The 22,547-nt window shown below is 42.1% G+C and carries 22 protein-coding genes and 1 other annotated feature; all 22 genes read left to right on the top strand.

All coding sequences use genetic code 11. The features are described from left to right. The first annotated feature begins 18 nt into the window (after positions 1–18). The 22 genes from E0E32_RS21920 (at position 19) to sigH (ending at position 22,522) form a co-directional block, all read left to right on the top strand. A complete protein-coding gene (locus E0E32_RS21920; RefSeq protein ID WP_066189093.1) occupies positions 19–915 on the top strand; it encodes a carbohydrate ABC transporter permease in 897 nt (298 codons plus the stop codon). 3 nt (positions 916–918) lie between these two features. Further along, positions 919–1,758 carry a carbohydrate ABC transporter permease gene (locus tag E0E32_RS21915; protein ID WP_066189097.1) on the top strand — a complete coding sequence of 280 codons (840 nt, stop codon included), beginning with the start codon at positions 919–921 and terminating at the stop codon, positions 1,756–1,758. A gap of 27 nt (positions 1,759–1,785) precedes the next feature. Beyond that, a complete protein-coding gene (locus E0E32_RS21910) occupies positions 1,786–2,409 on the top strand; it encodes a YesL family protein (protein ID WP_066189100.1) in 624 nt (207 codons plus the stop codon). A 311-nt stretch (positions 2,410–2,720) separates the two neighbouring features. Beyond that, positions 2,721–3,227, top strand: a complete 507-nt coding sequence (locus E0E32_RS21905) for a PH domain-containing protein (protein WP_066189103.1) — start codon at positions 2,721–2,723, stop codon at positions 3,225–3,227. After that, on the top strand, positions 3,224–4,696 hold the full coding sequence (locus E0E32_RS21900; protein ID WP_130860888.1) for a PH domain-containing protein: 1,473 nt from the start codon (positions 3,224–3,226) through the stop codon (positions 4,694–4,696). Before E0E32_RS21905 ends, E0E32_RS21900 begins: the two co-directional genes overlap by 4 nt. Before the next feature lie 197 nt (positions 4,697–4,893). Then, positions 4,894–6,066, top strand: coding sequence for a GNAT family N-acetyltransferase (locus tag E0E32_RS21895; protein WP_130860887.1), 1,173 nt, complete (start codon positions 4,894–4,896; stop codon positions 6,064–6,066). Positions 6,067–6,212: 146 nt separating this feature from the next. After that, the gene (locus E0E32_RS21890) at positions 6,213–6,905 is read left to right on the top strand and encodes an MgtC/SapB family protein (RefSeq protein WP_066189112.1); all 693 of its coding nucleotides are present in this window, start codon (positions 6,213–6,215) and stop codon (positions 6,903–6,905) included. A gap of 158 nt (positions 6,906–7,063) precedes the next feature. Next, positions 7,064–7,528, top strand: coding sequence for a CtsR family transcriptional regulator (locus E0E32_RS21885; RefSeq protein WP_066189114.1), 465 nt, complete (start codon positions 7,064–7,066; stop codon positions 7,526–7,528). Positions 7,529–7,540: 12 nt separating this feature from the next. Further along, complete coding sequence (gene mcsA, locus E0E32_RS21880) at positions 7,541–8,077, top strand: protein-arginine kinase activator protein McsA (protein WP_066189117.1); 537 nt, start codon at positions 7,541–7,543, stop codon at positions 8,075–8,077. Then, positions 8,074–9,150 carry a protein-arginine kinase McsB gene (mcsB, locus tag E0E32_RS21875; RefSeq protein ID WP_130860886.1) on the top strand — a complete coding sequence of 359 codons (1,077 nt, stop codon included), beginning with the start codon at positions 8,074–8,076 and terminating at the stop codon, positions 9,148–9,150. Before mcsA ends, mcsB begins: the two co-directional genes overlap by 4 nt. A gap of 1 nt (position 9,151) precedes the next feature. Beyond that, the gene (gene clpC, locus E0E32_RS21870) at positions 9,152–11,599 is read left to right on the top strand and encodes an ATP-dependent protease ATP-binding subunit ClpC (RefSeq protein WP_066189124.1); all 2,448 of its coding nucleotides are present in this window, start codon (positions 9,152–9,154) and stop codon (positions 11,597–11,599) included. Positions 11,600–12,097: 498 nt separating this feature from the next. Next, positions 12,098–13,468: a DNA repair protein RadA gene (gene radA / locus E0E32_RS21865; protein WP_130860885.1), complete on the top strand. Its 1,371-nt coding sequence runs from the start codon at positions 12,098–12,100 to the stop codon at positions 13,466–13,468. 199 nt (positions 13,469–13,667) lie between these two features. Further along, positions 13,668–14,771 (top strand): PIN/TRAM domain-containing protein, encoded by a 1,104-nt coding sequence (locus E0E32_RS21860; RefSeq protein WP_066191187.1) that lies wholly within the window; start codon positions 13,668–13,670, stop codon positions 14,769–14,771. 92 nt (positions 14,772–14,863) lie between these two features. After that, entirely contained in the window at positions 14,864–15,559 is a 696-nt protein-coding gene (gene ispD, locus E0E32_RS21855) for a 2-C-methyl-D-erythritol 4-phosphate cytidylyltransferase (RefSeq protein ID WP_066189131.1), read from the top strand. After that, positions 15,559–16,050 (top strand): 2-C-methyl-D-erythritol 2,4-cyclodiphosphate synthase, encoded by a 492-nt coding sequence (gene ispF / locus E0E32_RS21850; protein ID WP_066189134.1) that lies wholly within the window; start codon positions 15,559–15,561, stop codon positions 16,048–16,050. The genes ispD and ispF overlap by 1 nt, the downstream gene beginning before the upstream one ends. Positions 16,051–16,199: 149 nt before the next feature. Beyond that, the gene (gene gltX, locus E0E32_RS21845) at positions 16,200–17,666 is read left to right on the top strand and encodes a glutamate--tRNA ligase (protein WP_130860884.1); all 1,467 of its coding nucleotides are present in this window, start codon (positions 16,200–16,202) and stop codon (positions 17,664–17,666) included. Beyond that, positions 17,665–17,885, top strand: a binding site (T-box leader). Its footprint overlaps the gene before it by 2 nt. A gap of 167 nt (positions 17,886–18,052) precedes the next feature. Beyond that, positions 18,053–18,715 carry a serine O-acetyltransferase EpsC gene (epsC, locus tag E0E32_RS21840; protein ID WP_066189139.1) on the top strand — a complete coding sequence of 221 codons (663 nt, stop codon included), beginning with the start codon at positions 18,053–18,055 and terminating at the stop codon, positions 18,713–18,715. Then, a complete protein-coding gene (gene cysS, locus E0E32_RS21835; protein WP_130860883.1) occupies positions 18,705–20,108 on the top strand; it encodes a cysteine--tRNA ligase in 1,404 nt (467 codons plus the stop codon). Before epsC ends, cysS begins: the two co-directional genes overlap by 11 nt. A 1-nt stretch (position 20,109) precedes the next feature. Beyond that, on the top strand, positions 20,110–20,517 hold the full coding sequence (locus E0E32_RS21830) for a Mini-ribonuclease 3 (protein WP_066189145.1): 408 nt from the start codon (positions 20,110–20,112) through the stop codon (positions 20,515–20,517). Continuing rightward, positions 20,514–21,260, top strand: a complete 747-nt coding sequence (rlmB, locus tag E0E32_RS21825; RefSeq protein WP_066189152.1) for a 23S rRNA (guanosine(2251)-2'-O)-methyltransferase RlmB — start codon at positions 20,514–20,516, stop codon at positions 21,258–21,260. Before E0E32_RS21830 ends, rlmB begins: the two co-directional genes overlap by 4 nt. Next, positions 21,260–21,769, top strand: a complete 510-nt coding sequence (locus tag E0E32_RS21820) for an NYN domain-containing protein (RefSeq protein ID WP_066189160.1) — start codon at positions 21,260–21,262, stop codon at positions 21,767–21,769. Before rlmB ends, E0E32_RS21820 begins: the two co-directional genes overlap by 1 nt. Before the next feature lie 108 nt (positions 21,770–21,877). Beyond that, positions 21,878–22,522, top strand: coding sequence for an RNA polymerase sporulation sigma factor SigH (sigH, locus tag E0E32_RS21815; protein WP_066189162.1), 645 nt, complete (start codon positions 21,878–21,880; stop codon positions 22,520–22,522). Positions 22,523–22,547 lie beyond the last annotated feature (25 nt).

Raw genomic sequence — 22,547 nt, 5'->3', positions numbered from 1 at the left:
ATGAGGAGGTTCCAGATCATGCAAACTCGATTAAAACAAAATCTTTGGGGATATCTTTTTATTGGTCCATTTATTATTGGTTTCCTGGCTTTTACGATTATTCCGATTCTAACGTCCCTCTATTTTTCCTTTACCACTTATAATTTATTTAATCCGCCGCAGTGGATAGGATTAGATAATTTCAAGCAAATGTTTACTGCGGATCCAAGATATTTGCATTCATTGAAGATCACGTTTATTTACGTTTTTGCGGGGGTGCCGCTAAGGCTGATTTTTGCTTTAATGGTGGCTATGCTGCTCAACACAGCTTCTCGGGCAGTAGGGTTATATCGCACCTTATATTATCTGCCTTCCTTAATAGGCGGGAGTGTAGCCGTTGCAATTATGTGGAGAAATATCTTTGGGGACGAGGGGATTGTTAATATTGCATTATTAACCATGGGAATAGATCCGGTTCGCTGGTTTGGTAATCCAACGGCAGCATTATGGATGCTCATTTTTCTTTCTGTTTGGCAGTTTGGTTCATCGATGTTGATTTTTCTTGCTGGCTTGAAATCCATACCACAGAGTTATTATGAGGCGGCCAGTGTGGATGGGGCTAGCTTTTTTCAAAAGTTTCGCAGCATCACGATTCCGATGTTAAGTCCTGTGATTTTATTTAATGCGATTATGCAGACGATTGCTGCATTTATGACGTTTGTACCGGCATTTATCATATCAAAGGGTACAGGTGGTCCGTTAGATGGTACGTTGCTTTATTCCCTTTATCTCTTTATGCAAGGATTCGAGTTCTTCCATATGGGCTACGCTTCGGCAATGGCATGGGTGATGTTGATTGTTATTGCGATTCTTACATCCTTGATTTTCTTTTCATCGAAATACTGGGTCCATTATGAATCAGAAGGGGGTAGATAGCGGATGAAGCCAAAACATGTAAAGAAATGGATCTATCATATCGTAGTGGGCGGATTTGCTGTATTGCTTCTCTACCCTGTTGTCTGGTTAGTGATGAGTTCCTTTAAACAGAGTGACCAAATCTTTGTAACGGCCGAGTCTTTAATCCCTAGCCCTTTTGTATTGCATAACTACGCCCAAGGGTGGGAAGGTTTTGGTGATTACGGTTTTGGTACCTTTATTTCGAATACGGCGGTGTTCGTTGTACTTGTTTTAATCGGGCATTTGCTGTCCTGTTCGTTTATTGCCTTTGGCTTTGCCAGGTTGCGATTTGCTGGGCGCAGCTTCTGGTTTGCCATTATGATCTTAACCTTGATGCTGCCATATGAAGTAATTATGATACCGCAGTATATTATTTTTGCTCAGTTAGACTGGCTGAATTCCTTAAAGCCGTTAGTCGTACCTGCTTATTTTGGTCATCCGTTTTTTATCTTTCTCTTGATTCAGTTTATCCGCACTATCCCAAGGGAGCTGGATGAGGCCGCTACGATGGACGGTTGTAATACCTTTTCGATTTATTATCGTATTATTCTGCCGTTAATTGTGCCAGCTTTAGCAACTACGGCGATTTTCACCTTCTATTGGACGTGGGATAACCTGTTAGGCCCTGTATTGTATTTAAACAGTCCCGGTAAGTATACGGTGTCGATGGCGCTTAATATGTTTCTAAGTAATGAAACAGTCTCGAATTGGGGAGCGATGTTTGCGATGTCGGTCGTTTCTTTGGTCCCTGTCTTTATTATCTTCTTTATCTTCCAGCGTTATGTGGTAGAGGGGATTAGTACGAGTGGGTTAAAAGGGTAAATTATTGAAGGATGGAGGAGAGGCCAGATGAGAGCTGTTCATACAGCGTTAGAATGGATCATGAAAGTTGCTTATTTGAATATATTGTGGCTTGCTTTCAGCCTCCTTGGTTTCGTGGTGATGGGCTTATTTCCAGCAACGGCAGCAACCTTTGCCGTTGTAAGGAAATGGTTTACAGGAGGGGTGGATCAGCCCATTTTTAAAACTTTTTGGCTGGCCTATAAACAATCATTGCTGCAAGCCAATATACTAGGTTATATCATGGTAACTCTTTATTATATTTTATATTTAGACTTTGTGTTTCTTACGTTGATAGATAATGAGCCTATGTTGCTATTAACGATTCCTTTTTTTCTGATACTAGTGGTGACGGGTTTAACGAGTTTGTATATTTTTCCGATGTATGTTCATTTTGATATGAAGACAATAGAGGTGTTGAAAGCTAGTTTCTTTATGATGTTGCTTCACCCTTTTCAAACGATGACAATGGCTTTGGGGGTATTTGCATTATGGTTTGGACTTTGGCATTTTCAGTGGCTTTTCTTGTTTTTTAGTATGAGTGTGCTGGCGATTATCCTAGTCATGCCGGCCTTGAAGGCGAGTAACAAAATAGCAGAAAGGTATCAACAGAAGCTTCTATTAGAAAAGTGATGTCTGCATGTTATACGATAAGATGATCAGGGAAAAGTCAATTGTGGCTTTTCCTTTATTGCTATGATAAAGTATGACATTCTTGGCGTTATAGGATGTGGAACGATCTGACTTTGAACGAAGCGAAGTACCGATAAGTGGGATGATGTAAAGTTGTTTGTACTAGGAAGCGCTACGGAAATAGGTTCCGCTTAGTAGTACTACAATCGAATGAACTGCTAGCATGAAGAGTCCATAGCACGATCATCCTGCAAATAAACAAGCCACATTCGTATCCTATCCTAATAGAGAACTTTTTCAGGAGGAATTTCATGTATCCCGAAATACATACACCAATTAAACAAATCTCGGAGAAAGCAATTCACGTCAATCGCTTATCCAGCCTTATTGAACAGGCCATTTCGACTTCGATCCTTATCGTTTTACTATGCTTAGATTATTCCTTTTCATGGTATAGCTGGATTGGATATGTCCTTTGGGGATTGCTTATTATTGATATATTTTCCGGTATTTGGAGTATTGTGTTCCGACCAATTCTGCTACAAAAGTACTGGCGTTATGAAATAGATCAGGATTATGTTCATCTGCGTCAGGGCAAATTTAAGCAGAGAAATCAAGTGATCCCAATGGCCAAGATTCAATATGTCGGTTTAGAGCAAGGTCCGATCCTGAGGAAATATGATTTATATACGGTTTCGATTGGGACGATGGGTTCTTCTCATCGTATCCCGACCATACCGAAAGAAGAAGCAACACATATCCGCGATCAGATTGCGTATTTAGCAAATATTGCGGATGAGAAAGGCGAACTAGAATGAAAGAAACAAAACGCATGCATCCATTGATGATTCCCGTCTCGCTTATTCGTACGGTGAAGGAACTGTTTTTCCTTATTTTGGTTCTATTTGTTTTTAATTGGTCTTCGGAGGCGTTGTGGGTAACGATTGGGCGATATCTTCTACTTGGATATGTCCTATTTTCCATAGTTCGTTACACGTTGAAGTGGTGGCGGACCTATTATCACTTAACCCATTCAGCAATAGAAATTCGTGAGGGCGCAATGGTATTAAAACGACGTCATATTCCTTTTGACCGAATTCAGAACGTTCAAATTCAGACTCCCGCTTATTTACGCTTGTTTGGTGTGACATCGCTGAAAATAGAGACGGCCTCTGGGGATGAGGAGGCCTCGTTTGCTTTTCTTGCTATTACGAGAACCGAAGCGGAAAAGATCGAACAAGCCCTCGATCAATACAAGCGGGATACACATGGTGAAACAGACGTATCGGAAACGGAAACGAGCGAAGCAACAGTTAGCGGTCTTACATCGGATCATTCTCATGAAACCAAAACGATTCACTTCACGCCGACCAAGAAAGAGCTGGGAAAGGCCTTCCTTCTTTCAGCAAGCTATCTTATCTTGTTTCCGATTATTTTTTCGTTCGTGCAACAATTAGATGGCGTGCTGGATATCATGCGTTATTTGGAAGAAGCCTACACGTTCATCTCTGATTCCTGGTTGCTTTTGACGCTGGCCATTCTAGTCGTTGTGCTGATATCTGTATTATTTGGGGTGGTAACTACCTATTTAAAATATGGCAGATACGAAATTTCTTCGGATGCAGAACGAATTTATATCACACAAGGCATTTTGACAGAAAAGCATTTCTCGATTCGTAAAAAGAACGTTCAAGCGATTCAGATGGAGCAGTCCATATTGAAGCGCTGGTTAGGTATTACGGGGATAACATTAATCAATGCCGGCGGAGATGCAGGTGATTCCATCAATTCTCTGTACCCTTTTCTGCCAACGAAACGAGCCATTTCCTTAGTATCTGAAATGCTTCCTAATTTTACTATTACAGAAGATGTGGGTGCCTTGCCGCGGAAATCATTAGTTGCCCGTTTTTGCCGTTTTCCTTGGTTTTGGTTGATCGTTACGGCAGTTATTTTCTTCTTTTTCAAAAGTTTTTGGTGGATTTCGCTCGTCTTGCTTGTGCTAACCTTGCTGCAGCGGTATATCAATTATCGTTATTCCGGGTTTGTCATTCATGATGAATTTATCCAGTTACAAGAAGGCGGTTGGGTGACGTCTACACTGGTGACACGAAGGCAGAAGGTAATTGAATTGTCGGTTGAACAATCGCTGATGAAGCAGCGATTTGGGCTAGCAAGCCTTGCTACCATCAATCGCAGTAAACCTATCTTCACACAGAAATTACGTGATATTCCACAAGAAATGGCAGCAGGAGCTTATCAATGGTATGTAGGAAATGGAAAGCAATAAAAGGAACGGTTAAACAAATACAGAAGCTTGGTCGAAAATCACTATACGATAAAAAGAGAAACCATGCGATAACCAAGCTTCTGATGGTTTATCGCTGCACAAGCTATTTTCTTTAACGACAAAAGTGAAAATGGTTTCATAAGTATAGGAATCTGATGTATAGTAGAAGAAAGTGACAGGGAGAGAGGAGCAAAGAAATGTCTGGAATTAAACGGCTAACCAAGGCAGATTATCGGGAAATCTTGGCATTGAATCAGTATGCCTTCCAATATACTAGAACGGAAGAGGAAAACGAACAATACGGTGATAAAATAAAATCACATACGATTTTTGGTTGGATGGAAGGCGATGAATTGGCTGCTAAGGTACATATTATTCCTTTTCAAGTGTATCTAGGCGATTCAGTGTTAGATATGGGTGGTATCGCGGCGGTTGCTTCCTGGCCAGAGCAGCGCCGAGGAGGCAAGGTGAAGCAACTATTGCAAAAGGCGTTATATACGATGAGAGAAGAAGGGAAAACGCTATCCTATTTACACCCTTTTTCTGTGCCTTTTTACCGCAAATATGGTTGGGAATTAGCCTTTGATCAATTAGAATGTACCATCCCGATTCAGCATTTTCTGAAGGATTGGAATGGCAAGGGAAAGATGATCAGACGCAAGAAAAGCAAGCAGACTGTTTCCTTGCTGCAGCAAATATATAAAGATTACGCCCAGCACTTTACAGGTATGTTAGATAGAACCTCCGATTGGTGGGATCATAAGCTGGATGAACGAGACCAGATCATCTTGGCACAGCAACAAGGCAGTTCAGAAGGTTATCTCGTGTATCAAGTAGCGGATCATACGTTCACGATTAAAGATGCGGCCTTTTCTACCTTGAATGGCAGGAAACAAATCCTTCAGTTTATTAGAAACCATGATTCGATGGTGGAAACAGTGAAATGGACGCTTCCGGCTGATGATCCCTTATCATTACTAGTAGAAGAACCAAGTTTTGAACAGAAGCTAGCACCCTATTTCATGGCACGAATCGTTGATGTAAAGGGGTTTTTGGAGCAATATCCATACTCTTCGACAGTTTCAAGTAATCAATCCTTTATCATAGAAGTTGCGGATGATTTTTTAGTAGAAAACACAGGCAGTTATCAGATCACACATAAACAGTCGCAACTTGTGATTCATCCTGAGAAAGATCCATCACTTCCTCGTGTGAAAATGAATATTCAACAGTTAACGCAAATCTTTTTGGGCTATAAACGACCTCAAGAATTGGCGGCGGTTCTTCTAGTGGAAGGGGATCCAGCGGCAGTCGAACTGCTGGAAGAGATGATTCCGCACCGTCAAACGTATCTACCTGATTTCTTTTAATGGTTGCCCAACAACTTGGCTGATCGCATGTCTGTGTATGTAACCGCATATGCTCCGTGGCATTGCCTTGAACTTCAAGACACGGGGTGATGCGGTTTTATCCGAATTTTTTGCATCCGCACTTTAGTCAAAGGAGTCGTTTTTTCATGTGGGAAATGATTTTTGATGATGAATTTCTAAACTCTATCGTAAAGCTGATCACTGCCCTTATATTATCAGGGCTAATTGGCTTTGAAAGAGAAATAAATAAACATTCAGCTGGGTTTCGTACGCATATACTGGTAGGGGTAAGTTCTTGCTTAATGATGCTATTATCGATCAACGGTTTTCAAGAATTTATGGATAGTTATGATAATGTACGGTTCGATCCAGCCCGTATTCCTTCGTATGTCATCAGTGGGATTGGTTTTTTAGGTGCAGGCACGATTATTGTGAATAGCGGCACGATCAGGGGGCTTACTACAGCTGCCTCGATCTGGGCGGTAGCGGGTCTTGGCCTGATTGTTGGAAATGGTATGTATCGGGAAGCATTTGTCACAACGATCATTATTCTATTAAGCTTAGTGCTACTCAATAAATGGGAACGAAGAATACACCGCAAGAATCATCATGTGATGTTTGAAGTAAGGTTGTCCAAGCAAAAGGAGGCAGCGCTATTTCTGGAAAATGTGCGGGAGTTTACAGTGGATATACGGGAGTTCGATATCGTAAAAGAAGAAGAATATACCAAGGTAAAAATGTATATTAATGCCATTGACGAAAAAAAACGGACGAATTTATACGAGTGGTTATTAAATCAAGAGGATGTGCATCGAATAAAACTTCGCTTTCGGTCTTAATGCACGTTTGCCTCCACTGGATAGCGGTAATACTAGAAACAAGCACGTATCACCGTTTAAGACGTTAAGAAAAAGATTAAATAGTTTTCAACAGCAGCAACATACAGTATAATATAAGTATAGTCAAATATAGTCAAGGTCAGAATGGAGGAGGGAAAATGCGTAATATTTCAGATATTATCGAACAATATTTGAAAGAAATTATGTATGATAACCATCATCAGATTATTGAGATTAAACGTAGTGAGATTGCCGATCGATTTGAATGTGTCCCCTCTCAGATAAACTATGTGATCAATACAAGGTTTACCTTAGAAAAAGGTTATTTGGTGGAAAGCAAGCGTGGTGGCGGCGGTTATATCCGAATTAGCCGCATTACCAATGAAGATAAGGCAAAACTGATTGATGAGATTATTGAAATGATTTATCCTAAGATATCACAGCAGAAGGCAATCAATATTTTAGAAAGAATAATGGAAGAGGAGTTGATTACGGAGCGCGAAGCAAAGCTGATGGTGAGCGCTATTGACCGTAATACTCTGCCATTTCAATTACCATTACGGGATGAAATTCGTTCCAGAATCCTGGCGGCGATGCTTCATTCGTTAAAATATCAGTTCTAGGAGGTGTCTAACGTGGAATGTCAAGAATGCCAGCAAAACCCGGCAACTGTCCACTTTACCCAAGTGATCAATGGAGAGAAGTTAGAGGTCCATTTGTGTGCGCAGTGTGCGAAAGAGAAGGGTTATGTTCCTCAAGAAGAGGATCCGTATTCCTTGCATCAGCTCTTGTCGGGATTATTTCATCAAAAGACCGATGCGCTATCGCATTCTTCAAAGCATACTCACCCACATGAGGAATTGGTGTGTAACAAATGTGGTATGACCTATCAGCAGTTTTCCAGAATAGGAAAATTTGGCTGTGCAGCCTGTTACGATACCTTTTCAGATCATTTGGATTCCTTGTTTCGAAAAGTACATGGCGGTAATACCTTACATGAAGGGAAAGTTCCGAAACGTACAGGATATAATATTCAACACCGTAAACAAATTCGTGATTTGAAACAGTCCCTGCAGCAGGCCATTACCGAGGAAGCGTTTGAGGAGGCCGCTGATTTACGAGATCAAATCAAGACACTGGAAAGGCAAGTAGAGGAGGATGGTAGTCAATGAGCCTGGAACATTTTATGAAGGAAGCCATTAGCCCTTGGTTGAAAGAAGATGGTCCAGATAGCGATATCGTAATGAGCAGTCGTATTCGGCTCGCGCGTAATTTCTCTGCTTATCCTTTTCCGTTAATTGCTGAGGGAGAACAATTGGATGAAGTGCTTGAGAAAATGGAACAATCGTTTAGCCAGCGCTCCTACTTGGATTATAAAGATTTGGCCTTTGTCAAAATGACCGACCTAAAGCCGATTGAAAAACAAGGGTTAGTGGAGAAACATTTAATCAGCCCTTATCTGGCTAACAAATCTGGTCATGGTGCCGCCCTTATTTCGGAGAATGAACAGGTATCCATTATGATTAATGAAGAAGATCATTTACGTGCACAGCTCTATTTTCCAGGTTCCCAATTGGAACAGGCTTTAGAACAGGCCTTTCAGCTGGATGATTGGCTGGAGGAAGAGATTGATTATGCCTTTGATGAACATAGAGGTTACTTAACCAGCTGCCCTACCAATGTAGGAACAGGATTAAGGGCATCTGTCATGATGCATTTACCGGCACTGGCCATCACGCGTAAAATCAATCAAATGGTCCCAGCCATCAATCAACTAGGCTTAGTTGTGCGTGGAATTTATGGGGAAGGCAGCGAGGCTCAAGGTAACATCTTTCAAATCTCTAATCAGGTGACACTGGGCCGCGCAGAAAAGGATATCATGGAAGATCTAAAGGGAGTGGTGGAGCAGCTGATTGAGCATGAACGACATGCTCGAGCCATGTTAGTGGAACGATCTCAATTAGAATTAGAAGATCGCCTATTTCGTTCCCTTGGGGCGCTGCAGTATAGTAGGATTATTGAATCAAAAGAGACGGCGACTTGTCTATCAGATGTCCGTTTAGCCATTGATCTGGGCTTTATTAATCATATATCCAAGTCGATTCTGAATGAACTGGTTGTTTTAACACAACCGGCCTTTCTCCAGCAGTATGCCCAGAGAAGGTTAACCCCGGAAGAACGTGATATATTTCGAGCTTCTCTCATTCGAGAACGATTTAATATGGAACAGAAGGAGGAATTGTAAGATGATGTTTGATCGCTTTACAGAACGTGCACAGAAGGTATTAGCACTATCGCAAGAAGAGGCAGTACGTTTAGGGCATAATAATATAGGTACAGAACATATTCTATTAGGCTTGGTAAGTGAAGGAGAAGGCATTGCTGCTAAGGCTCTCCAGGCTATTGGCTTAGGAGCAGATAAAATTCGCAATGAAGTCGAGTCGCTAATTGGTAAAGGCAACCAAGTATCTCAAACGATACATTATACTCCGCGCGCCAAAAAAGTTATTGAGCTTTCCATGGATGAGGCTCGTAAGCTAGGTCATTCTTATGTGGGTACAGAACATATCCTGTTAGGACTGATTCGTGAAGGAGAAGGTGTAGCGGCTCGAGTTCTGAATAATTTAGGTGTCAGCTTAAACAAAGCTCGGCAGCAGGTGTTGCAGCTGTTAGGTAGTACGGAGACAAACTCGCAAAATAGTCGCAGTACACAAAACAACAATGCTACCACTCCAACTCTCGATTCCCTTGCACGTGACTTAACGGCGATTGCAAAGGAAGGGAATATCGACCCGGTTATTGGGCGAAGCAAAGAGATTGAACGAGTCATTCAAGTGTTAAGCCGGAGAACCAAGAATAATCCCGTTCTTATCGGGGAGCCAGGGGTTGGTAAGACAGCTGTAGCGGAAGGATTAGCACAACAAATCGTTTATAACGAGGTGCCAGAGACGTTACGTGATAAGCGTGTGATGACTTTGGATATGGGAACTGTGGTGGCAGGTACCAAATACCGTGGTGAGTTTGAAGATCGTCTCAAGAAAGTGATGGAGGAAATCCGTCAAGCCAATAACGTGATTTTGTTTATTGATGAATTGCATACGTTAATTGGTGCGGGTGGTGCAGAAGGTGCGATTGACGCCTCGAATATCTTGAAGCCATCATTAGCTCGCGGGGAACTGCAATGTATTGGTGCGACGACGTTGGATGAATACCGAAAATATATTGAGAAAGATGCCGCATTAGAGCGTCGTTTCCAGCCTATTCAAGTTGATGAGCCGACGGTTGAGGAGTCTGTGTTAATCTTGAAGGGACTGCGAGATCGATACGAAGCGCATCACCGTGTTACGATTACCGATGATGCCATTGATGCAGCGGCAAGATTTTCTGATCGTTATATTACCGACCGTTTCCTTCCGGATAAGGCGATTGATTTGATTGATGAGGCAGCCTCGAAGGTTCGACTTCGTTCCTATACGACACCACCAAATCTAAAAGGTTTAGAACAGCAGCTGGAAGAGGTGCGTAAAGAAAAAGATGCCGCTGTACAAAGTCAAGAATTCGAAAAAGCTGCTTCATTAAGGGATAATGAACAGAAACTGAAAAAAGAATTAGAGCAGACAGAAACCAAATGGAAAGAAAAGCAAGGCCGAGAGAACTCAGAAGTGACCATAGAAGATATAGCAAGTGTAGTATCGATTTGGACGGGAGTTCCTGTTTCTGCTCTTACCAAAGATGAGAGTGAGCGGTTGTTAAACATGGAAGAGATTCTCCATGATCGTTTGATCGGGCAAGAGGAAGCAGTCAAAGCGGTGTCCAAGGCTATTCGTCGGGCTCGAGCTGGCTTAAAAGATCCAAAACGTCCAATTGGCTCCTTTATCTTCTTAGGCCCAACTGGTGTGGGTAAAACGGAATTGGCTCGTGCCTTGGCGGAGTCTATGTTTGGTGATGAAGATTCGATGATTCGAATTGACATGTCAGAATACATGGAGAAACATGCCACTTCTCGATTAGTTGGTTCCCCTCCGGGTTATGTTGGTTATGAAGAGGGTGGACAATTAACGGAGAAGGTTCGTAGAAAGCCTTATTCGGTTGTGTTATTGGATGAAGTAGAGAAGGCCCATCCAGAGGTATTCAATATTTTGCTGCAGGTGCTAGAGGATGGACGCTTAACTGACTCCAAGGGACGCACGGTAGACTTTCGCAATACCGTTTTGATTATGACATCTAATGTCGGAGCCAATGAATTGAAACAGAATAAATATGTTGGCTTTAACCTAGGGGAAGCGGAGCAGAGTTACAAAGATATGCGTTCCAAGGTGACAGCGGAATTGAAAAAGGCATTCCGACCTGAGTTTTTGAATCGTATTGATGAAACCATTGTCTTCCATTCTCTAGAGCGTAAACATATGAAGTATATTGTAGAGTTGATGGTGAAAGAACTACAGAAACGCTTAGTGGACCAAGAGATTGATTTTGAGTTAACCGATCAGGCACTTGAAAAAATTGCAAATGAAGGTTTCGACCCAGAATATGGCGCAAGACCATTACGTCGCTCGATTCAGAAGAACGTGGAAGACTTACTGTCTGAGGAGCTGTTAAAGGAAAATATTCAAAAGGGTCAGAAGGTATGGATTGATGTCAATGACGCAGATGAATTCAAGGTAATGAAAACCGCAGATACAGTAACAGAATAGCAGTAAAAAAATCGGAGGGAGACACATCCTTCCGATTTTTTAACCAGCACAGATGGTATCATTCAAGCAGACAACAGACACGCATATCTCTATAATCACAACACCGATAAGATGAATTATGTCAACTAGTCTCGCTGTTATTTTGAGAGTTTATGTGTGCTTAATTGCGCTTCGGCCCCATGGAAAGCGCAGCATATTCCCGCAGCGGCTTGCCTAGCACAAAGAAAACAGTCAAACTAACTGCATAAAAAAATAAGCTACTTAACATAATTCACCTTATCGGTAATGATGAAAAAATGTTTTGATCATATTTCATAGAAACGTTGCTGTCTTCACAAAACATAATGTGTATTTTATATCCTTTTTAAGCAATATTTACAATAAAAAACGGTATCAACATCGGAATTATACACTTTTTACATATACTTTAATCAAATTGATAGAACTCTGTAACTTACAGGCCTTGTTTTTCGTATATAATAGAAAGGGGCGATATCATTGGCCAAACGCAAAACCAAATTTGTATGTCAATCCTGTGGGTATGAGACGCCAAAATGGATGGGGAAATGCCCAGGTTGTCAACAATGGAATACACTAGTAGAAGAGGTAGAAGCAACTAAACACGCAAGAGGAAACTGGACAAGGCATCAAACAACGGCACAAAAGCCGCAGAAACTGGCCAATATTCAATTGCAAGAGGAACCACGTGTCAAGACACAAATGCAAGAACTAAATCGCGTGCTCGGTGGCGGTGTCGTGCCTGGATCATTAGTTCTGATTGGCGGTGATCCCGGGATAGGAAAGTCAACCTTGTTACTCCAAGTCTCACAGCAATTAGCGGCAGAAAAGGTCGATGTCTTATATATTTCTGGAGAAGAATCCATTAAACAGACGAAGCTCAGGGCAGATCGTCTGGGAGTTGTCTCTGATAGCTTGTATGTATTATCTGAAACGAATATGCTGGATATTGCCAACCAAATCGATCAGCTTGATCCTGGTTTTGTGGTAATTGACTCGATTCAGACGGTTTTTAAAGAAGAGGTAACCAGTGCACCAGGCAGTGTTTCACAGGTGCGTGAATGTACAAGTGAACTATTGCGCATTGCCAAACAGAAGCATATCCCAATTTTTATCGTCGGGCATGTGACTAAAGAAGGATCGATTGCTGGGCCTAGGTTATTAGAGCACATGGTGGATGCCGTCTTGTACTTTGAAGGGGAGCGGCACCATACCTTCCGAATTGTACGAGGAGTCAAAAACCGCTTTGGCAGTACAAATGAAATGGGCATATTTGAAATGAAGGAAAAAGGTCTGGTTGAAGTATTAAATCCATCAGAAGTCTTTTTGGAAGAACGATCAAGAGGCGTAGCAGGAGCGACAGTGGTTGCCTCCATGGAGGGAACAAGGCCAGTATTGGTAGAGATACAATCTTTGATATCGCCAACTAGTTTTGGTAATCCCCGGAGAATGGCAACAGGTATTGACCATAACCGTGTACCGCTTCTCATGGCTGTATTAGAGAAAAGGGTCGGACTCATGCTTCAGAATCAAGATGCCTATGTTAAGGTGGCTGGCGGCGTCAAATTGGATGAGCCTGCTATTGATTTAGCAGTTGCCATTAGTATTGCCTCCAGCTTTCGCGATAAGCCGCCGCAAATGGATGACGTATTAGTCGGAGAAGTTGGCTTAACCGGTGAAGTGCGGCGTGTCTCTCGTATTGAACAACGAATACAGGAAGCGGCAAAACTAGGCTTTAAACGAGCGATCATTCCTGCCAAGAATATGGAGGGATGGACACCTCCTAATCAAATAGAACTAATTGGTGTACGATCAGTGCAAGAGGCGATCCAAGCGACACTAGGCAATTAAAGATTTGATTTTTGAAAATGAAAGATTAAAAAAGAAAAAAAAGGGAATAACAAGGACAATAAGTCTCTCTTTTTTTACCGTAATAAGGTGATTAGCGGGGGTGTCTCTCTCCGCTAACGGCACACTTTTTAATCATACACTAGAAAGAATGTTTAAAAATAAGCTAGATGGAGAGAATACTATATAGGAGGTGACGATGGTGCTAAAACGATTTGTACAAATTTTCTTTATTATTGCAGGTGGAACAGCAGGATATCTCTATATACCACGCCTGTTGGAACTACTTGGTTTTGCTGAGGGAACATGGATTATGTCTGGATACGTAGCACCTTATGTTGGATTAGTTGTAGGGGCAATTATCTTATTTATTCTATCTTTATGGTTTGCAGACTACTTTATCCGTTTCTTTGGATGGATTGAAGAGACTTTGATGAAGGCTCCAGTAGCTGATTTGTTATTTGGCAGTCTGGGGATTATTATCGGTTTAATTATTGCTTATTTCGTTATTACACCGATTCAGATGATTGAAATAAGAGTAATTTCACAGGTTTTACCTCTGTTTATCAGCTTATTGTTTGCCTACTTTGGTTTTCAAGTCGGATTCAAGCGGCGGGATGAATTCTTGAATTTGTTTACTCTTCCGAAAAAAGAGAAGAAGAAAACAACCGTGTCAGAGGACATCAAACAGGATACACCAAAGCCTAAAATCCTCGATACAAGTGTGATTATCGATGGTCGGATTGCGGATATTTGTCAAACCAGCTTCCTAGAAGGAACGATCATTATCCCACAATTTGTTCTAGAGGAGTTGCAGCACATTGCCGATTCCTCAGATGCTTTAAAGCGCAATCGCGGTCGTAGAGGATTAGATATTCTTAATCGAATCCAAAAAGATTTACCGATCAAGGTCGAGATTTACGAAGGTGATTTCGAGGAAATTAGTGAAGTGGACAGTAAATTGGTAAAACTGGCCAAGGTGATGGATGGTATCGTCGTAACTAATGACTTTAATCTAAATAAGGTCTGTGAATTCCAGAATGTTCCTGTGCTGAATATCAATGATTTGGCTAATGCCGTTAAGCCAATCGTGTTACCTGGCGAGGAATTGATGGTACAGGTTATTAAAGATGGTAAAGAACAGAATCAAGGCGTGGCCTATCTGGATGATGGCACTATGATTGTCGTAGAGGAAGGAAAAGCCTATATTGGTCAGAATATTGGTGTCATTATCACGAGTGTTTTACAGACTTCTGCCGGCAGAATGATCTTTGCAAAACCAAAATTGCTTGAAAAAGCACTGTAAAAAAGGTATAACTTATACAGGATAGACTAAAAAAAGTGATAACATCTGTTATCACTTTTTAGTCTGAATTAGCATTAGATAGGGGTGGCCGCATGGTTGAATATCATGTGATTGTACTAGCGGCAGGACAAGGAAAACGTATGAAGGCAGGCAGAAACAAGCAGTTTATCGAATTATTAAACAAGCCTTTAATCGCACATACATTAGCGAAATTTATTCAAGATGACTGGTGTCAAAAGGTGTATCTAGTGATTAACCCGACCGAACAGCAGATCATGGAGGAACTTATTGCCGATTATCACTGGCAGGACAAGGTGCAATTGGTACACGGCGGCAAGGAACGGCAAGAAAGTGGGTATGCTGGCTTGCTGGCTATCGATGCATCTGCGCATGACCAAGTGGTCATGATCCATGACGGGGCTCGTCCCTTTGTTGTGATAGAACAATTGCATGAACTGGCAATGGCAGCAAAGGAGAAACAGGCTGCATTATTAGCTGTACCGGTAACCGATACCATTAAACAAAAAAATGGAGAGAAGATAGAGACATTGGATCGATCGGTTTTATGGGCGGCGCAAACCCCACAGGCTTTCGATTACCAATTAATTAGACAAGCACATGAACATGCCCTGGCCCAACAATTTTTGGGAACAGATGATGTGTCGTTGGTGGAGGCCTTAGATAAACCCGTTGACATTGTGCAGGGTTCTTATCAAAACGTGAAATTGACAACCCCGGAAGATATCGTACGGGCAGAAATGATCTTAAATCAACAGGAGGACGGATAATGTTTCGGATTGGACAAGGCTTTGATGTACATCAACTAGTAGAAGGAAGACCGTGTATCGTTGGCGGGATAGAGATTCCCTATGATTATGGTTTATTAGGACACTCGGATGCAGATGTGTTGTTACATACGATTGCGGACGCTTGTTTAGGAGCGATTGGAGAAGGGGATATTGGCAAACACTTTCCGGATGACGATGTAGCCTATAAAGATGCAGACTCCCAGCAGTTACTGCAGGAAGTATGGCAGCTGGTAAAAAGGAAAGGCTATACCTTAGGAAACTTGGACTGCACCGTGATTGCCCAAGCGCCCAAAATGGCTCCTTATATGGAGTCAATACGTGCTAATATTGCCAAGCTATTAGAGGGAGATGTTTCGCAAATCAATGTCAAGGCAACAACAACCGAACAGCTAGGGTTTACCGGGAGAAAAGAGGGAATGGCAGCTCAGGCAGTTGTATTATTACAAGCAGCTAAACATGAATTGGACTAACCCGGTAACCGGATTGCTAGGGATCGTCAGACGTTTCGGATCATGAACCAAACGCACTTCTAAGATAAAAAATGATAACAATTTATCAAAGATAGTGATAAAATAGAAAATAACAGACTGTAAAATGATAGATGGAGGGACAATGGATAATGGGAAATGAAGTACGTGTGCGATATGCACCAAGCCCGACCGGACATTTGCATATTGGAAACGCAAGAACAGCACTATTTAATTATTTATATACGAAACACTTAGGTGGTAAATTTATTATTCGTACGGAAGATACTGATGATAAACGAAACGTAGCAGGTGGCGAAGAAAGCCAGTTGTATTACTTAAAATGGCTCGGTTTGGAATGGGACGAAGGTGCGGATATCGGCGGAGACTATGGCCCTTATCGTCAGACAGAACGTTTGGATCTTTATCAGGAGTATGTAGAGGATTTGCTGGAACGTGGTCTTGCCTATAAGTGCTACATGACTGAAGAAGAACTGGAAGCAGAGCGGGAAGAGCAACGGGCAAATGGACAAGTACCAAAGTATTCCGGGGCGCATCGTGATTTGACACAAGCGCAAATCGATCAGTTCGAGGCAGAAGGGAGACAACCCAGTATTCGATTCCGCGTGCCGGAAGGGAAGACATATACCTTCCGTGATATCGTCCGGGGTAATATCACGTTCGAATCCAGTGATTTTGGTGATTGGGTGATGGTAAAGAAGAATGGTATGCCGACATACAATTTTGCCGTGGCAATTGATGACCACTTGATGAAGATTAGCCACGTATTACGCGGAGAAGAGCATATTTCCAATACTCCGAAACAAATGATGGTGTTTGAGGCGTTCGGTTGGAAATCACCAATCTATGGCCATATGACACTGATTTTGAATGAAAATCGTAAGAAACTGAGTAAACGCGATGAACATATTTTGCAGTTTATTGAACAATACAAGAATCTCGGTTATTTACCAGAGGCGTTGTTTAACTTTATTACCTTGTTAGGTTGGTCTCCGGTTGGGGAGGATGAATTATTTACGCAAGAGGAATTTATCCAAATGTTTGACCCAGAACGCCTGTCTACTTCCCCAGCTGTGTTTGATCCGGCGAAGCTCAAATGGATGAACAACCAGTACATCAAACAACTGTCCTTGGACGAGGTAGTGGCGCTAAGCTTGCCTCACCTGGTCGCAGCAGGTAAACTGCCGGAGGATATGACGGAAGCGCAGCGTGATTGGGCGATCGAACTGATTGGTCTGTATCATGAGCAATTATCTTTTGGTGCCGAAATTGTGGAGTTAACGGAACTTTTCTTTAAAACAGAAATAGACTATAATGAAGAAGCAATGACAGTCTTGAAAGAGGAACAAGTACCAGAAGTGTTGACTGGTTTTCTGGAGCAATTTGACGCGATCGAAGAATTATCTCCAGAGGCGATTAAAGCAAGTATCAAAGCAACTCAAAAACAAACCAAGCAAAAAGGAAAAAAATTATTTATGCCTATCCGTGTGGCAACAACCGGCCAAGTTCATGGTCCTGAGTTACCTAATGCCATTGATTTATTAGGGCCAGATACGGTAAAAGCAAGGTTGAAAAACGCCTTGGCATTCATTCAATAATTTAACGTAGACGAGGAAAAGTAGAAGGTATACCTGCTTATGACAGAGAAAACCATCATCGGCTGAAAATGGTTAAGGCAGCTGCCTTTGAAATGCACCTCCGAGTTTTTCTTCTGAATACAGAGTGTAGGAAGAAACGGCTAACCATCGTTATTAGGTGAAAGTGAAGGATGATTCTGTCCTTAAACAGAGTGGAACCGCGCGAAAGGCGTCTCTGAGTGTAACAGCTTAGAGGCGTCTTTTGTGTTTTTAGCCGCACTTGAGCAGCAAGACTTGGCATGCTATACACAAATAAAGCAAGGCCTGTTGATGGATAACGAGACTTATCAGAGTGTTAGCGTCGAGGAAGGAGGCTGACACTCTGATAAAAAGGAGGGGGAGCAGAGATGGGGTTTTTAAAGTTGTTAAAACAAGATATGGATGTAGTATTTGATCAAGACCCAGCGGCACGCACCTATATCGAGGTTTGTTTGACTTATTCTGGGTTGCATGCCATCTGGGCGCATCGAGTAGCGCACGCCTTTTATCGCAAGAAATTCTTTTTTATCGCACGAGTAATTTCTCAAATCAGTCGTTTTTTTACCGGGATTGAAATCCACCCTGGAGCCATCATTGGCCGTCGTTTTTTTATTGATCATGGTATGGGGGTGGTCATTGGTGAAACATGCGAGATTGGAGATAATGTCACGATATTTCAAGGGGTGACCTTAGGCGGAACTGGTAAGGAGAAAGGAAAGCGGCATCCAACGATCCATGACAATGCACTCGTTGCCACTGGTGCAAAGGTGTTAGGGTCGATTACGATTGGTACCAGTTCCAAAATCGGTGCTGGATCGGTAGTGCTGGAGGATGTGCCTGACCATTCCACTGTCGTAGGTATACCAGGAAAGGTAGTCGTCCAGAATGGGGAGAAAGTGCGTAAAGACTTAGATCATCATAAGCTCCCTGATCCGATTAGTGAAGTCATGAAAGAAATGAGACAGGAAATCAGCCAGCTGCAATCAGAGGTAGCAGCATTGAAAAAAGGAGAGAAAAATAATGACGATTAATTTATATAACACACTGACTCGTCAAAAAGAGGTATTTCAGCCGATAGAGCCAAATCGTGTCAAGATGTATGTCTGCGGACCAACCGTATATAATTATATTCATATCGGCAATGCCCGTCCGGCGATTGTATTCGACACCGTTCGGCGATATTTTGAATATAAGGGATATCATGTCGATTACGTGCTTAATTTTACCGATGTGGATGATAAATTAATCCGTGCGGCCAAAGAGTTAGATGAAGAAGTACCGGTTATTGCGGAACGTTTTATTCAGGCTTACAAGGAAGATGTAGGGGCACTTGGAGTAAAGGAGGCAGCTATTCACCCGCGGGTGACCGAATCAATGGCTGATATTATTGAATTTATTGCTGCTTTGGTTGATAAGGGGCATGCTTACGCATCGGATGGAGATGTTTATTTTAAAACCCGTTCATTCGAGGGGTACGGAAAACTATCCCATCAATCAATTGACGAATTGAAGTCTGGGGCACGTATTCAGGTTGGTGAGAAAAAGGAAGATCCGTTAGACTTTGCCTTGTGGAAGCAGGCAAAAGAAGGGGAGATTGCTTGGGATTCTCCTTGGGGAAAAGGTCGTCCCGGTTGGCATATTGAATGCTCGGCAATGGCCAAGAAATATCTCGGCGATACGATTGATATTCATGCAGGCGGGCAGGACTTAACTTTTCCTCACCATGAGAATGAGATTGCTCAATCCGAGGCATGCAATCACGCTACGTTTGCAAATTATTGGATGCACAACGGTTATATCAATATCGATAATGAAAAAATGTCCAAATCTTTGGGGAATTTCGTATTGGCACATGATCTGATTCAGAAGCATGATCCGAAGGTAATACGCTTTTTTATGTTGAGCGTGCACTATCGTAATCCGATCAATTTTAGTGATACCTTGTTAGCCAGTGCCAAGAACAGCTATGAACGAATTGAAAATGCCTTGGCCAATTTACATCATCGTAAACAGACGAGTATGAATTTAACGGACGACACGCAAGTATGGCAGGATAAAATCCAACGCTTCAAACAGCAATTTGAACAAGAGATGGATGATGATTTTAATACCGCTAATGCCATTTCAGTTATCTTTGACCTCGTTAAGGAAGTCAACGTGTACTTACAGTCTTATCAAACAGATGAAGTGGTGCTAGATGGCTTTTCCGAAACCTTAACCAGCTTTTTGGAGGTGCTTGGTATCCCGCAAAAAACAACAGGAGATGAATTATTGGATGAAGAAGTGGAGGCATTGATTGAACAGCGTGTCGAGGCAAGAAAAAATAAAGACTTCCAGCGAGCTGATCAAATTAGAGATGAATTAACTGATCGTTATATTATACTAGAAGATACACCTCAAGGTACAAGGTGGAAACGAGGATAACATGGAAAAACAAAATCCAAGAGAAATGAAAAGTCTGGCCTTGGCGTATATGGGCGACGCCATTTATGAAAAATATATTCGTGAGTATTTACTGAGGAGCGGCGTGGTAAAACTACAGCAACTGCATCAATATGCAACCAGCTTTGTCCGCGCCACCGCTCAGGCAAGTGTCATCCATTTCTGGATGGAGCAGGGCACACTAACCGAGCAAGAGTTAGCGATTGTCAAAAGGGGACGAAATGCCAAATCAGGCTCTGTCCCTAAGAATACTGGGGTGCAGGACTACCGTTACAGTACGGCATTTGAAGCCTTGCTCGGCTTCTTATATCTGGATCATCAAATAGATCGACTAGAGACGTTAGTACAGGAAGCCATCGAGTGGACAGAGAAAGGAGATGAACACCAATGAATGACGATTGGATCATGGGAAGGAATACAGTGATAGAGGCACTTGAATCCAAGCGGCCCATCCAGAAATTATATATCGCAGAACAACTAAATCCATCCTTTGCAAAAAAAGTGCAAGGTCTGGCCAAAGCAAAGAATGTGCCTATTCAGCATGTGCCAAAGAAAAAACTTGATCAGTTGGTCTCTGGCAATCATCAAGGAGTAGCGGCACAAGTGGCGGCATACACCTATGCTAACATTGATGAGTTATTTGCTGCGGCTGAAAAAAGATCAGAAGCTCCCTTTTTTCTGATATTGGATGAGATAGAAGACCCTCATAATCTCGGCTCGATATTACGAAGTGCAGATGCCACAGGTGTGCATGGTGTTATTATTCCAAAAAGACGAGCTGTCGGCTTAACCACAACGGTTGCCAAAACCTCGGTCGGAGCCATCGAGCATATCCCGGTGGCAAGGGTGACGAATATTGTTCAAGCTATCGAAGAGTTGAAATCTCGTCAGGTATGGGTAGTTGGAACGGAAGCGGACGCTTCTGAAGACTACCGCCAATTAGATGGACAGCTCCCGATCGCATTGGTTATCGGTAATGAAGGCAAAGGAATCAGCAGATTAGTGAAAGAAAATTGTGATTGGACGGTAAGCCTGCCAATGATCGGTGCGGTCTCTTCCCTCAATGCTTCTGTTGCTGCGAGTGTGTTGATGTATGAAGTATTACGAAAACGGGACGGGCAGGGTGACGCCTGATGGATGTACTATTAGTGGATGGATACAACATGATTGGAGCTTGGGAAGAATTAAAGGTGTTAAAAGACAAAGATTTGGAGCAAGCAAGACAATTATTAATCGAGAAAATGGCGGAGTATCAAGCTTATCGTCAGCGCAAGGTCATTATTGTTTTTGATGCCTATGAAGTGCGGGGGCTGGAGAATCATCAGGAACAATATAAGGTGGAGGTAATTTTTACGAAAGAAAACGAAACGGCCGACCAATGTATTGAACGTTTGATCAAGGAATTTAAAAACGTGCGGACAAAGGTGTTTGTCGCCACCTCTGATTATACAGAGCAGCGCACGATCTTTGCACAAGGGGCGTTTCGTATGTCAGCGAGGGAGTTGGATATAGAGCTGAATAATATTCAAGGGGAGATTGACGTCGATATTCGAGAGCATCAAGCACAGCAACTAAAAACAAAGATACCAATTGATCAAGAAATGTTGAAACTATTCGAAAATTGGCGACGTGGTAATAAATAACAAATTACCAGTTGACGCAAGGTAAGCGCTTCCTGTATAATATGGCTAATGTAGTCTTCAATACCTAATTTTTCGGCCATAATGCCAGGAGGAGTCCTAGAAACCAACATGCGAGTAGAAAAAAGAGATCTCAACTATCAACTTTTAGAGGATAATGAACTAGTATGGTTAGTGCAGACCGGAGACAAACAAGCGCTCGATTTTCTTATTAATAAGTACAAAATGTTCGTTCATGCCAAAACGAAAACTTATTTTCTTGTTGGTGCCGACCATGAAGATATCACCCAAGAAGGAATGATTGGTTTATACAAGGCAATACGAGATTTTCAGGCGGATAAGCCAGCATCCTTTCGAGCATTTGCGGAATTATGTATTACAAGACAGATTATTACAGCGATTAAAACGGCCACAAGACAAAAGCATATGCCGCTAAATTCTTACATATCATTGGATAAACCGATCTATGATGAGGGGTCGGAGCGAACATTGGTGGATGTTCTTGAGGCCACGATTGCAATGGATCCAGAAGAATTGCTAGTCAGCAGGGAGCGTTTCGGTGACATGGAGAACCGTTTGGCAGAGGTGTTAAGCAGGCTAGAACGTGAAGTCCTTTTGTTGTATTTGGAAGGAAGAACGTATCAAGAGATCTCCCTTGAACTTAAACGGCATATCAAATCAATCGATAACGCATTGCAACGAGTGAAGAAGAAACTGGAAAAATATTTAGCAGAAAGCGGTATTGATATCTCTTAATGGATTCATCATCTGATTGCGTTGA

The organism is Gracilibacillus phocaeensis, from assembly GCF_900626275.1.
Taxonomy (GTDB): Bacteria; Bacillota; Bacilli; order Bacillales; family Amphibacillaceae; genus Gracilibacillus; species Gracilibacillus timonensis.
This window is presented reverse-complemented; position numbering and strand designations above follow the sequence as displayed.